Genomic DNA, 14,205 nt, shown 5'->3' with positions numbered 1-14,205 from the left:
AAAAAAGTTCACCAGGAACTAGGGACTAGAGACTAAGGGGACAAAAAGGAGAATAATAACTCCTAACTCCTCTACAGACGCGATTAATCGCGTCTCAGCACGGGCTAAACGCCCCGCTACCGCTAACAGCACTCAAGAGGCAGAATCGGAAGCAAGCAGTGCCAAAAATCATCGCTATTCTTAACGGTAAAGGAGGAGTCGGTAAAACGACTACCGCAGTCAATCTGGCTGCAAACTTTGCGAAGAAAAAAAAGGTGTTGCTGATTGATGCAGATATTCAAGGTTCTGCCAGTTGGTGGTTTGGGCGCAGTCAGCAAGGAATGGGGTTTGATTTATCTCAAGAAACCGATCCCACACTTTTAGGTGATTTAGGAAAGATAACAGGGTACGATTTAGTAGTGGTGGATACGCCTCCCGCACTGCGCTCTGAAGCATTAGTGGCGGTAGTTGCGATCGCAGATTATCTAGTTTTGCCTACACCCCCAGCCGCAATGGATTTAGCTATCCTCGTGGAAACAGTCAAGGAAGCCGTGATCCCCTTGGGAACCCCCCATCGGGTATTGCTCACCAAAGTTGATACGCGCAGTATCGGGGAAGCACTAGAAGCGAAAAACACTCTCACTCGGCTAGGTATTCCTGCTTTTAATACCTTCATCCGTGCCTATAAAGCTCACGAGAGAGCGGCGCTTGAAGGTGTAGCAATTACTCAATGGCGAGGAGGAAACGCACGGGAGGCGGAGTTAGACTATCGCCACGCAGCTGATGAACTACAGCGTGATTGGAGAAAATAATGGTTAAGAAACAAAGTCTCTCTGACTTATTACAAGAAGAGGCGCAAAAATTTACACCCCCAGAAGGTGAATCTGCGATCGAAGTTACAGCAGAAAAAATTGCCGAAGAACAGGCTTCATTTGATGAAGAATCCTCAGCACAGACTGCTGAGTCAACTTCTATTAAGCGCACAAGTCCCACTAAGGCTGATTTAGAAGCAACTGTCAAAGAGTTGACAAGTAATTTGGAGAAAAGCCACGAAAATGAAGTATCTCTTGGAGAGGAAATTGCTGATTTGCAATCAAAATTATCTAAACAAAAAACATTAGCATCTGAACACAAATTATTAGTACAACACGTAGCAAAAGAACTTGACGAAACAAAAAAAACAGCACTGCAACTTGCAGAAGCAAATTCCCGTCTGATAGAAGAAATCAATGCTTTAAAACAAACAGCAGAAGATAATTCTAAACTTGTTGTAAAACAAACTAGTGCTATAAAACCAGTAAAAGAACAATACAATCCATATAACTACAAAAAATCACATCGCCCATCGGAAAGACTAGCTCCAAATCAACCAGGTGAGTATGCTGATAATGTTGTAAAAGAAAGTAGTGCTATACAACCAGTAAAAGACCACTACAATCCACTTAACTACAAAAAATCACATCGCTCATCGGAAACACTAGCTCAAGATCAACCTCAAAATCAACCAAATGAGTATCCTGAGAGTTCTAATGAGATGTGGTTACTTGACTAGAGTCAGTTAATCTTTGCTCCCCTAACCTTTGTAGGGTTAGGGGGTTAGGTTTTTGATTGCTGAATCGATGCTCTAAGCAACAAATTGCTTTAAACGAGTTAACCTGAATAAATTGATAAAACAGTAAAAAATACAACAAAAAATCCTTCAATTACAAATATTTTATTCAAAGGACTTCCAAGAATTCCTGTATTTATGGCAACTTGATAATGTTTAACTAGCCAGAAGAATAAGTATTGCCAGTATTTATGTAATGAAAATAAACCAAGAGAGTATTTAGATAATTTTTGTACTAAGAAATTCTCTTTCAATTGCTTCAGAGAATGAAAATAACAGAAAATAGTTATTCGGCTGTTAAAGATAATTGCAGTTCAAAATTCCTTATAATTTTAGCAAGAATAAGTACAATAACATGAGTAGAATCATTTATAATAAATTGAAATGGTCGTAAATGCCAGATGAAAACAAAAGCAATGCTTAATGCTTTTAAGGCATCAAGACTATTATTTCTTTCTATTCTCATAGCTATTTATTTATAAACTGACTTTTTAGTAAATTTTCAAATTTACCCTAATGATCTGCTGTCTGTTTGAAAGAGAATCACGCACTTTAAGATTACTTAAAAATTGAGTTGCTAAATAATCCAACGGAGGAAACATTAATTTACTTAATGGTGAACCACCTGTTAAACCAGCACTGTCAATTAACACCAGCTTTTTTGCCACTTCCGTGTAATGTTAGCATAAAATCAATCGCCGTCGCACCCCCCATCGAAGCGCCCACCAAAATTACAGGTTGGTTAATCAGGCTTTTCCAGAAATAATAAAAGATGGGTTTTAATTGCAGTTGGGCTATAAGCAATTCCTGAGAGTCTATCTGTAAACCCAAAACCCAACGAATCCACTACCCAAGTTTCATTATCTCCAGAGAGTAGTGGCAAAAGCCGGCGAAATTTTAATACGGAACTGTCAAAGCCGTGAATTAATAAAATAGGAGTTCCACCACTCTCTTGCTTGACATAGGTTGTGGTAACTGGTTGATTAGTTAAGGGAGTAGCGATGTCTGACGACAAGCCGCTTCACGTCTACGCAGTTGTTTGAATACTCCGAGCTATTGCGATCGAGGCAGATTCTATCAGTTGCCCAACAGATGTAGGAAGAAAATTCGGAAACATAAATTTCAGTTTATCGTACTAGCTTACTTCCACGTATCGCTGATTTTATTAAACAACAAAATTACATAAACTAACACGCTGAGATATTACAAGTAATATCTAAAACATAGACGAGCGGCTATCAAAACATTCTAACTGCCAACTCATAACCGGAGGCGGAGCGTCTCCGACTTTGCTCCTCACTCCCCACTCCACAGAATCCCTGGTATCAAAGAAAGTTTTCCAAAATGTCCAAATTGGGACTAAAGCCACGTACAATTAAAATCGCCTATCCCTTAATTCAGGAGCTAATGCCATGCCAATGGCGGTTGGCGTAATTGAAACTTTAGGTTTTCCTAGTGTCTTAGCAGCGGCAGATGCAATGGTTAAAGCTGCCGAAGTCACAATTGTGTACTATGGTCAAGCTGAAAGCGCTCGTTTGTTAGTCGCCGTCCGGGGACACGTTGCTGAGGTAAAAAGAGCTGTTGAAGCCGGAATCGCAGCTGGAGAGCAAGTCAAGGTTGGTGCAGTAATTACACATTACATTGTTCCTAATCCTCCGAAAAATGTCGAAACTATATTACCAATCCATTTCACTGAAGAATCAGAACCTTTCCGCATGTTCTAAGCAATTTTGCTATAAAAATCTGTAGCGAAGCTTCGTACAATTAACTTGTAGCCCCCATATCGTTTATTTATACAGGAGATTAATAATGTCATTACAGGCAGTTGGAGCACTCGAAACTAAAGGTTTTCCTGCGGTGTTAGCAGCAGCAGATGCTATGCTAAAAGCTGGTCGAGTCACCCTGGTTGGTTATATCAGAGTAGGTAGTGCCCGCTTTACAGTTAATATTCGTGGTGATGTTTCTGAAGTAAAGACAGCTATGGCTGCTGGTATTGAAGCGGCAGAAAATGTTTTTGGCGGTACACTGGAATCCTGGGTGATTATTGCTCGTCCCCATGAAAACGTTGAAGCTGTTCTGCCAATTGCTTACACAGAACAAGTCCAACAGTATCGAGAATCTGTAGAAAGTCCCATTGTTAGATCATCGAACGGGCGATAAAGTCAACCCCTTCTCCTACAAAGGCGCTACGCGAACAGAGAATTCAAAATTACCTAAGTTCATCTCGCTGGAAGCCAGCGCTCCAACTTCTCTCAAAATTCAAAACGAAGAATCTCCATCAATGAATTTAAAGAGAAGTCTCTTGCGAGGCTTATGACTATCAAAACTTTAGAGGATTGCATTCATTACAGTTTTTAGATTTTGCATAAGTTAAATTTTGAACCAGAAGGGAAAACAACAATCAGAGTCAATAGTCAAAATAAATATTGACTGTTGACTATTTCTTTTTGGGAATGTAAAGGTTTTAAGAATAACTTGCCAATTTTAGAAGCACTGTTGTGGCTGAAGCTAGTTTAGAGAGGAGAAATAAGCGATAGTTTAATCCCTACTACTAGAATAGCGTAGGCGTAGCCCGTCGTAGACATCGCTATGTGACATACTGGGGCTAATTCCAAGCTATAGCGATCGGATTTATCCAAAATTTATTATCGAAAAAGAATTTAGGAGCAGATATGGAGACTCTGCTTCTAAATTCTTATTTAAAATAGTATAGTATAAAATAAAACTAAAGATATAACTACGTAAAAAATTACAGAGGGTTAAAACTTATACTTGTGAAATAACGTCTGACATAGAGTTAAATTAGATTCGTTCCTCGGCTCGGTTACAAAATATCAGATTTCCCCAACCCATCTTCTGTAAAGGTGTATCCTCACCACTCTAGGAGGCAGATTTCTGTTCTCAGTTAAAAAACATAACTTAACAAAAAATTTAAATTAATAGAATTGGCAGAAATGCTTGATTTTCATGGATTTAGAGCACTTTGAAATTGAAAGTAAAATACCAATACAAAAATTTTTGCATAATTTTCGTGAATTAAGACGTAATAAAAGTGGAATCACTGAAATGTTTTCATGAGTTTCATGAAATCCGGGGCAGCTGCCAGTTAAACAATTAGGTGGGACAAATGGGGGTTGTGATGCAAACTTCAAAATTGAGTTTCGAGGAGCGCAATCTCGCTATGACAAAGGATGTGGAAAAACTAGCTCTAGATTGGCGAAAACGCTTGGCTGCGGAATGTCCAGAACAAAGTGAAGCTGCTAGACAAAGTATTATTTTCTGGCTATTTGGATCTGACTCAAAACGGTTTGATCTGTTTAACCCTAAGGAACTAGATATCGCCAAGCAAGCGATGGAATATCGCTGGAGGATTTTACGTCAACGCTACTTGGGGCTGGGGCGAGAGCGTGCTTATCGCAACTTGATAACGCGACTGGGAAGTTTGGTGACATTACGGAATAAAATTCAGACTTGGGTTGCCCTTAGCCGCGATCGCCAGCGTAGTGTGATCGATGTGTTGCAAGAAGTACTCCAAGAATTACTGCAAAGCGATAGCCACATGCAACAGCAAATGGCTGATATTGCTAAATACACAACGGATCGACGATTGGGGGATGCTCTGCTATTTGCCAGTGTAGAAGAATATTGTCTGCGGCCAGTACGCAATCAACCCCTATTAGCTTATCGATTTGTAAATTACTTGCGTCGCACTCAGCGCGGTGGCTTAACTCAAGTGCCAAGCCGTGACTTAATTAGACTGGTGTCGGAAGAAGTTCTCACAGACGACAGTGAGAATCGAGTTAACTTAGTGGATAGTCAGGCGATCGCAGAATATCAACAAGCACAACAACTAGAGGAACAACTTGCGCTGCGTCAGTCAGTACAAAAAGAATTTGAAAATTATTTACAAGAAAATCTGGGGACAGATGCAGTGGAGTGGCTACGACTGTATCTGCAAGGTAAGTCCCAGGAAGAGATCGCCCACAGATTAAATAAGCAGACTAAAGAGGTATACCGTCTGCGAGAAAAAATTAGTTACCACGCCGTGCGGGTTTTTGCTCTTAAAGGTAAACCAGAACTCGTAGACAGCTGGCTCTCAATTTCCTTACAAGAACATAACTTGGGATTAACACAAAATCAATGGCAGCAACTTTATGAAAAATTGACTCCTCTGGAGCGGCAGATCCTAGATTTGCAAAGAGCGGGTAACTCAATAGAAGCAATAGCCCAAAATTTAAAACTCAAAACCCATCAAGTGCTAGGCGAATGGACAAAAGTCTATCTTGCTGCCCAAGCTTTAAGAGCTCAGGAGTAGGCTTATGAGGCATCTAGTTGATCAATTTAAACCGTGGGATACAAGGAGCAGGAGAGCAAAGGGGAATTTATCACAAGTTCCTCCCCTCTGCTTCTGGAGACTCTTCATCTCCTCATCCCTCACTTACTACAGCAGATCGGAACTCAATATTGTTTCTAATCCACATCTGAAATTCATCTTCTACTTAGGTATATATAATTTAAATTTTAACAATCGAACAAAGTCTAATTTATTAACTACTTACTAAAATAAGGTAGAAATTGTATAAATAAACACTAAATAATTGAATCTATGTTGTCTTCAGAGGGTGAATTAAATGATTCGCCATGCCTGAGGAATTTCTCAACAACTAAGCTTCAAGTTACATGAACTACAAAAAGGGCTTTTACTGAATCCTAGCATTGAATTTCAGCAATTAAAGGCTTTGGTTGCCCTGAATGAATTAGTAAAAAATTTAGATGAACAGATCAAAATACTGGCACTAGATAGCAATCCATCAACAAACATCAAATCATAAATCTGTCAGTAAAACTGCTGATTTCGATCACATAGATAATTGTTATGTTGTAATGGAACCTTAGACCGATCAACCTTACAGGTTCATCTCAAATAAATACAAATTTTGCGATCATATTCTGAGTAAGATTACGGTTTAAACAAACTTATAGTAGCAAAGTTAGTTTCCCACTCTTGAATCCATTTTTTGCAAATATTTCATGCTAACTGAGGTTTTTAGTGAACTTTTCCCCTTAATGAGTACAGCCAATCCACAGACTTTGGAATGGCTGCTCAACGTTGCAATTGAACATGAATACCCATCTGGGCGAGCTGTTGTGATGGAAGATGCCTGGGGTAACGCCGTTTACTTCGTCGTTTCTGGTTGGGTGAAAGTCCGGCGTACGGTCGGGGAAGATTCAGTAGCTCTGGCAATTTTTGGCCGTGGCGATTTTTTTGGAGAAATGGCAATTTTGGATGAATCTCCACGCTCAACCGATGTCATTGCCCTTTCACCCGTGAAGTTGCTTAGTATCTCTAGAGAGCGTTTTATTCAAATATTGTTTAAAGACCCGCAGTTACATCACCGCATGTTGCAACTGATGGTGCGGCGATTGCGGCAAATTAACCTGCGCTTACAAATGCGGTCTTCACCACCAGCAGTCAAACTCGCCCATACCCTAGTGACTTTAGGCGAAAACTATGGTCAGGAATCAGACTCAGGAAGAGAAATTTTTAACATTCCCTTTAAAGATTTAGCAGAGGTGACAGAAATAGGTGTTGAAGAAACCACCAAAATCATGGAAAAGCTGCATGAAAAAGGGTGGATTAACATTGACAGTGCCAACAACACCACTTATCTTCTGAACTTCAAACAGTTGATGAACTTGGCTGGCAAAGTGTGATTGCTATGGTATGGGGCAAGCCAAATTTTAAATTGAGAATTTTTGATTTGTTCCGCCCACGTTAGCGCCGCCGGACAAAGTTCCGGGGCGGGGCATGAACCAAAAAATCTTTTATCTAAAATTCGTAGTCAAGTACAACCCTTAGCCCTGCACGATTATCATTTTCAATAAGATTTGAATAAGACGATTTTGGGTATTTTAACTGATTGACAAAATGTGCTTTATTTTGACCTCTCACGGATGACCTTGAAAGGGCTAGTTCTGTTTAAAACACTCTCAAGCGCAAGCAACATCTGGACTGAAATGGAGCTTGCGCTAATCAAAATTTAGTCAAATACTTCTGCTACAGAACCTGCAACAGTTGTTTAATTTTGGTGTCTTGGCGTTCTTTGAATTTTTCTGGAAAAATTAACTCGATCGCAATCTTGCCATCCACCTCTTCTTCTACTACATAAATTTCCGCAACGAATCGGTTAGATGAGACATTATTCCTATCCTCATTCAACAGTAAACCAACCAATGGTTTAACAGTTCGCATCGTGTGCAAATCCTGTTGTCCTAGCATTTTGTGAGAAGACACGGCTTTTTTATCTTCTATTTCCAAACGCAAACCTGTTGTTCCTAGTTCTGTGGCTACTCCAAAAAAGAAGTTACCATCCCAGTACAGTTGGCTATTGCTATTTACCTGCTTGCGTACCTTTTTACGGCTAGTTTGTTTGATGTCACGCAAGGCCCGAGTCAGACTCGTAGCGAGGAATCCAAGGGAAGCTATGGGTCGGTCTACATACTGACCCTTTTGAGAATACCATTCCTGCACATCAGAATACAAAACTAGAGTTAAAGCATCGCGTTGGGCGTTGTTGAGCTTTACAAAATCAACAGCTAAAAGCGTTTCTGTATCATTAATAGGGGAGACTCGGACAATTTGCGCCGTTAAAGAAGCCGTAGCAGTATAATCTCCCATCACCTCAACTTCCACTTCATCCAGTAAATTGGGCCAGGTTTCCAAGGAAATTAATGCCCCAGTTTCCGAGATATTCACCGTTTTGCCCATGATTGTTTGACTGTTACTGGTAATTAAGATGGGGAGACGACGCTGTAAACGGTGGGCAGAACGTACTTGCGGTTGTTCAAAGCCAACCAACAAAGCAGCTATCAGTAAAACCAGGTTAAAAATAGACCACATGGTGTTAACTAAGACTGCTTGCCAATCTTCAGGACGTAGCAGCAGCCAATAGGGAACAGCCAGCAAGGAAGAGACAACAAGTCCTGTTACCACTAAAAGACCACGCATCGATTCCCAATCAAAGGTGCGTTTGGTTATAGACGTTCCTTTGTCGGTAACGTTAAATGAACCCAGCTTGGGATTAAACAGTGCTAACATGGTCACCCACCCAGCCTGGAAAGCCATTGCAAATTCAAAAATTTCGTTCCAGAACGAGAACCTGACGTTTTTGTAAATGATGTAGTTAGTAAAAAGCGAGAGAAGAATATGAGGTAGGGCGTAGGCTAGAGTTTCTAAACCCAAACCTTGGACAGAGTTAATGCCAAATAATAAAAATAGTGGGGGAGCGATCGCATATATTAGACGGGGATAGCCATACAAAAAGTGTGAAGTTGCACTGAAATAACAAATCCTCTGGGCAACTGTCAGGTTCAGCTTCGGATTAAAAACGGGATTTTCCAATCGCAGAATCTGCGCCATCCCCCTTGCCCAACGCACTTGTTGCCCTACATAAGAAGAAAACGTTTCTGGTGCTAAACCAGCCACCATAATTTTGTCGTAGTAGACAGATTTGTAACCCAGCGAATGCAATCGCAAGGCAGTGTGGCAATCTTCCGTCACTGTTTCCACCGCAATTCCCCCAACTTCTAAAGCGTGGGATTTGCGGATTAATGCTGCGGAACCGCAGAAAAAGGCGGCATTCCAAAAATCGTTACCCTTTTGCAGCACCTTATAAAACAGTTCATTACCTGCGGGTATTCTACCTTTGGTAACCAAATTACGCTCGAAGGGGTCGGGGTTATAAAACCAGTGGGGAGTTTGGACAAAAGATACTTTGGGATCGAAGAAAAAACCCATTGTATGCAGGAGAATTTGCCGTGATGGGATGTGGTCGCAGTCCAAAATCAACACTAAATCGCCGCCAGTTTTATAAAAGGCAGTATTAATATTACCCGCCTTAGCATGGTCGTTATTGTCCCGCGTCATGTGTATACAGCCGAGTTCTTGGCACATTTGCCGTAGCTGTTCCCGTCTGGCGCTAAACTGTTCTCGACGTGGGTCGTTCTCTTTATACTTTTCTGGACGACCATCATCAAGGACATAAACCTGTTTTTTATCAGGAGCATAATCACAGGCCAAGGCTGCCACGGCAGTCTTACGAACAATCTCCACGTCTTCGTTGTAAGTGGGAATGTAGATATCAACTTTGTACCATTCCTCAACAGGAATGGTTGTGAGATTAACTGGTTGGCGTTCTTGAATTTTCAGGGTTTGAAAGTACGCTAGTACTAAGGTAAGGATGGCATAAAGTTCAGCAGCGAACAAAAATAGGCAAGCAATGCTGTTGAGCCAACCATCAAAGTTGAGGGTATAGCTTGTGCGGTAGTATAAATAACGCAGCGTTGTTACCATACTCAGCCACAGTAGAAACAGGTGATAATACTGGCTGATTTCTGAAGAGTCCTCTTGAAACTCTGCGTGTATGACCAGTTGACCAAGTAGCACAAGAAACACTGCTACCAATCCCTGTTGCCAAACTTCTATTGGGGTAACAATCAGTGGCACCGAAAGCAACAATAGCAGCAGGATAAACCATTTAAAGTGTTTCACACCCACCCTTTGGAGAGTGCGGTCAAAAAATCGGGGGGTAATATCAATCAGCCAACTGCTCAATTTGAAGCGCTGGCGATCGCGTGATTTCCGAGGCGATGTATCTGGGGAAGAAGACATTTTGGATCTAAATTTTGAAATTTAAATTTAAAATTGGCGATACGTAACCGAAAGTGTCTACTTTTTGTCAACAGTTAGCCGCTTGAGATACAACTGAACAATGCCGTAAAGAATTAGAGAGACACTCAAAATGCCTACAGGTAGCAATAGCCAATTTTCTTGTAAAAAGCGTGATGCCTTACTGAGAAGACTGGTATTTTCCCAACGACGAGTGTTCGGGGCGCTTTGGAAAAACTGTAGTTGATAGGCATCAGCATCGTAGGAAACTGGGTCTTTTTGATCACTACTAATTAGCACCGTATCCTTTTTGAGTTGGAAGAACCACGGATCTTGATTGAGGACTTGTCGCACTCGCTCTAAACCAGTTTCAGTTTGAGATGTTAAAGCCAGAACGACGCGATCGCTGTTCCAAGGAGAGATAATTTGCTTAATCATGCCTTGTGTGTCCTGTGGGGTCTGAACCACAGCATAGGCAGAAGAGCGGGAAAATGCCTGACTCAAGTTAAAGCCACTGGAATTAAACACTTCAGGAAAAGGAAACTCTTCTCGCGTTCCAATTCCTACCAAATGGTCATTTTTGCGGACTTTTGTCGGCAAAGCATCCGGCGTGTAAACTTCTAGTTTAACGGCATCTGCTTGACTGAGCCTTCCTAAGCGTTCGCTAAAGGCTAACAAGGTTAAAACATCTGTCTTCGAGGGGATTTGTGGTACTACAATCGCCGTCTGGGACAAATCCTGTGGTGCAGCAAAGGGAAAACCGAATTTCAGTAGGTTCAAGTCTGGTAGTTGTGTAGAGATTTCCCGTTTCAGGTCGAAGCTAGTATCAGAATGCACCGTCCCTGTAAGTTGTTGATCTGGTGGCTGAAGACAGTTCTGTTTGTCAAACGGTTCTCTAGGATTCATCCGGAAAAAAACTTGCAGTTTCGAGTTAGGTTTGACCAAGTTTTCCGGCAAATTCACTTTGAGGTTTTTGTGAGTTTCTCCCGACTCAGAATCAAGACGGGCCCCACCAATGAAAACTCCATCCAGTAAAACTTCGATCGCAGAAGTTCTAGGATTAACCTGCGGCCCGTAGCTGTACACCAGATTCATGGAACTACCCCGAACAAACCGATCATCTGGTAAAGCGCGAAAATCAACTTCAATTGGCGGTGCTCCCATTCCCCGTACAGTGACATCACTAAACGGCTCACCATTTACCTGGGTTTTGATGTCGCCCAGTTTAAAAGAATTTTGCTCTGGTAAATAACGAGGCCACTGGCGGAGTCCTGGTGTCAAACCTTCTTTAAGGGTATTGACGAAAACTACCTGACCAGTGCCTATTTTCCGCAAGTCTGGCTGTGATAAAAATTGGGTTGCCTTTTCTACAGCTTTTGTGCTGTTGCCAGTGGCAATTAAAACTGGAACCCCGCTCTTTTCAGTTTTAGTGATCATTAACACCCCTGTTTCATCTGGTACAGGGTTATTATCACGATCAATAATTTGATTACTGATGATTTTCAGGGGCAAATTTTTCCAAGTATTTAGAGATGGTTGCTCATTTGGAGTACCAATGATTACCAAGCGATCGTTTGCCTTCACACTTGCAACATCAGACACCAAGCTCGTCTGAATCGGGCGAAAATCTGCGATTCTCCCCAATGCCGCTTGTAAGCGAGCTGCTGCTGTCAACCAGTATTGATTAACTTGACTCGGTTGCAAGTAAGCAATTTGGTTAGTTTCTAAGCCGAGTTCGTCAAAGAAAGGATAAGGATAGCGGCTGAAATTCAGAGGAGTCGGCTGCCGTTCATAGTTTAAGATTAATTTGGAATCTGGCAGAATCTCTGTCCACAAGTCGGGGCTACTAGGGTCGCTACATTCGAGGGTGTTATTCTGCTGTGCCACCAATATAAGTTCGTTATAGTCTTGAACCAGCTTTGGTGGGATATTAAACAGTACTTGACCTACTTGGGACTCTTTGCGGTTGAGTGGTACGCTACCGACACTGGTGCCATTGACTACCACGGTCAGGTTGGAGCGATTGGCATACAGTGCTGGTGAGTGTTGAAAACGGATTAAAGCTTGTACCTTACCCCGATCTAGTTTCCAGCCACGAGGACGAGTAAAGGCAAGACGACCTTCTGAGTAGACCCCGCGCAAGCGCATCCGGTTGCCCACAATCGGACTACGATTAAATTCTAGGATGTAAGTTGCCAGGTTCTTGGCACTAGGAGCTTTTAAGTCTGCTTTACTACTATTTTCTGATGTCGTTGCTTGAGCTAATAAAGTTACTTGCTGTTGCAGATCGCCTTTGGTTTGAGCTTGAGCGCTGAATAATGAACTAGGAAACAAAAAAAAGCACGAAGTAACAATAATTGCTTTTTTACTAATTTGGGAAAGATGAAACAACTGCTTCATGGTAGAGCGTGATTTTAGTGTCAATTTACTCAAAATATTTACGTACAAAGCACAACTAATTAGTTGCTTTTAGAACTTAAAAATCATCCCATCGGATTTTTTAAACGAAATCAACCAGAGTCAGTCTGCTGGGAGTAAAGGGTATTTGGGAAGCCTGTGCTCTAACTGAGTGTCAGGGAATGTCATTTAAGCAGTCGCTGGGGAATTGTCTTTGGAGGTAGCAATCCTAACCAAGCCAAATTCTGGGTATAATAAGCCGATTGGTCTCCCCAAATTCCCTGCTTGTATTCAGGCAGTATTTTTTTCACAAGCAGTTCTTGAGCTATTCCTGGTTCCACCAACTGCATGGCGGCATACAACATGGCGTATTGGGATGTAGCTTCGTAATCCACTAATGCTTTCCCTTGGAGATCAATGCGTGCTGGTAGACTCGATTGTTTACTCCACAGTTTTTGCAGGTGCTGAGTGGATGTCACTAGATAGCGTTGCGCTTGGGGTGAGTTGAACCAGGCAGCATCCAACGACAAACGCCACCAGACTCGATAGGCATCAAAGCCATACAAACTCTTCAAAGTACTAGATGCTGGGAGGATTTGGCATTGTCCTGTTTTGGTATTTAGAGCTACCCAGTCACTGGGCAAACCCACGCTAGAAAGCTTTGCTGAATTTTCTAGCACTTGATAGCTGCTGTCTACCAAACTCAACCAATCATGTTGGGGATCAACTTGTGCAAAGATGCGAAAAGCATAAGGAGCAAAATAAGAGGGATTCAGGTAAAAAGTAGATGCATTCGGGACAAATGCAGCCACAGGCCCTGGTAACAGGTAGCGCTTACCTTGTGGTTCTGAGATGGTGGACAGGTTCCATAAATCTTGCAGTTTAAGTTTTGCCAGTTCCAAGTATTCGGGTCGATGCCAACGCCGTGATGCCAAAATTAGGGCAGTAATCGCATCTATATCTCCATCACTGGCAAAGTTGGTGTCGATGATACCCCAGTTACCATCTTTCTTTCGTCCCCATTTCCAAGCCCACAAACTATCTGTGCCTTTACCACCCGCTTGGCGCTGGAGGTTATTTTCTGACCAGTTTAAAGTCCGGGCAAAAGTTGCCGGATCATTAATAAGTACTGCTCGTAGTAAAGCATAGGCTTGACCTTCACTAGTTGAGCGATCGCTTGCTTCGTAATCAATCACCCGTCCGTCTGACTGAATAAATCTTTGGCGGTAGTTATCCCAGCTTTGAGCTAGTAATTCCCGGTTGGGGGTGGATTCAGGAAGATCAGCTAACAATCCAGTGAGATTTTGACTACTACCTTCAGTAGGGACATTTGCTACCGGAGTTCGATCATCCGGTGTTTTGGGTTTTGCTGCCCAGTAACTAGAGACACAGGCAGATAAACCAATCAGGCTGGCAATAGCTGCCACTCTTGGGAAGTGCCACATCCTAAGAACAGTTTGATTTGTAAAATATTAGCCGATGGGGAGAGTGTGAGAGTACCATTTTCCTGCCCTTATTGTTCCCTTGTAGTTGTTCAAAATTAACTTTCATG

The 14,205-nt window shown here is 41.9% G+C and carries 9 protein-coding genes and 1 pseudogene; 6 read left to right on the top strand and 4 right to left on the bottom strand.

Features of this window, described 5'->3' with window-relative positions:
* Nucleotides 1-158 precede the first annotated feature (158 nt).
* Both V7K35_RS02215 and V7K35_RS02210 read left to right on the top strand, forming a co-directional pair.
* Nucleotides 159-791 (top strand): ParA family protein, encoded by a 633-nt coding sequence (locus V7K35_RS02215; RefSeq protein ID WP_334792718.1) that lies wholly within the window; start codon nucleotides 159-161, stop codon nucleotides 789-791.
* A complete protein-coding gene (locus V7K35_RS02210) occupies nucleotides 791-1,531 on the top strand; it encodes a hypothetical protein (protein WP_335075996.1) in 741 nt (246 codons plus the stop codon). Before V7K35_RS02215 ends, V7K35_RS02210 begins: the two co-directional genes overlap by 1 nt.
* Nucleotides 1,532-2,121: 590 nt before the next feature.
* Here V7K35_RS02210 and V7K35_RS02205 read toward each other — a convergent pair.
* Nucleotides 2,122-2,705, bottom strand: a pseudogene (locus V7K35_RS02205) (alpha/beta fold hydrolase); the annotation flags it as partial.
* Between the two features lie 295 nt (nucleotides 2,706-3,000).
* Here V7K35_RS02205 and V7K35_RS02200 point away from each other — a divergent pair.
* The 4 genes from V7K35_RS02200 (at nucleotide 3,001) to V7K35_RS02185 (ending at nucleotide 7,303) form a co-directional block, all read left to right on the top strand.
* Nucleotides 3,001-3,312 carry a BMC domain-containing protein gene (locus V7K35_RS02200; protein WP_334792720.1) on the top strand — a complete coding sequence of 104 codons (312 nt, stop codon included), beginning with the start codon at nucleotides 3,001-3,003 and terminating at the stop codon, nucleotides 3,310-3,312.
* Between the two features lie 85 nt (nucleotides 3,313-3,397).
* Entirely contained in the window at nucleotides 3,398-3,748 is a 351-nt protein-coding gene (locus V7K35_RS02195) for a carbon dioxide-concentrating mechanism protein CcmK (RefSeq protein ID WP_334792721.1), read from the top strand.
* A gap of 967 nt (nucleotides 3,749-4,715) precedes the next feature.
* Nucleotides 4,716-5,903, top strand: a complete 1,188-nt coding sequence (locus V7K35_RS02190) for a HetZ-related protein 2 (protein ID WP_334792723.1) — start codon at nucleotides 4,716-4,718, stop codon at nucleotides 5,901-5,903.
* A 716-nt stretch (nucleotides 5,904-6,619) separates the two neighbouring features.
* Nucleotides 6,620-7,303, top strand: coding sequence for a Crp/Fnr family transcriptional regulator (locus tag V7K35_RS02185; protein ID WP_334792724.1), 684 nt, complete (start codon nucleotides 6,620-6,622; stop codon nucleotides 7,301-7,303).
* Between the two features lie 343 nt (nucleotides 7,304-7,646).
* Here the strand turns inward: V7K35_RS02185 and bcsA are convergent, their stop codons facing one another.
* The 3 genes from bcsA to V7K35_RS02170 form a co-directional block, all read right to left on the bottom strand.
* A complete protein-coding gene (bcsA, locus tag V7K35_RS02180) occupies nucleotides 7,647-10,259 on the bottom strand; it encodes a UDP-forming cellulose synthase catalytic subunit (protein WP_335075994.1) in 2,613 nt (870 codons plus the stop codon).
* 57 nt (nucleotides 10,260-10,316) lie between these two features.
* Nucleotides 10,317-12,656, bottom strand: coding sequence for a cellulose biosynthesis cyclic di-GMP-binding regulatory protein BcsB (locus V7K35_RS02175; protein WP_335075992.1), 2,340 nt, complete (start codon nucleotides 12,654-12,656; stop codon nucleotides 10,317-10,319).
* Between the two features lie 182 nt (nucleotides 12,657-12,838).
* Complete coding sequence (locus V7K35_RS02170; protein WP_335075990.1) at nucleotides 12,839-14,098, bottom strand: glycosyl hydrolase family 8; 1,260 nt, start codon at nucleotides 14,096-14,098, stop codon at nucleotides 12,839-12,841.
* Nucleotides 14,099-14,205 lie beyond the last annotated feature (107 nt).

It is taken from the genome of Nostoc sp., from assembly GCF_036917275.1.
Lineage (GTDB): Bacteria > Cyanobacteriota > Cyanobacteriia > Cyanobacteriales > Nostocaceae > Nostoc.
This window is presented reverse-complemented; position numbering and strand designations above follow the sequence as displayed.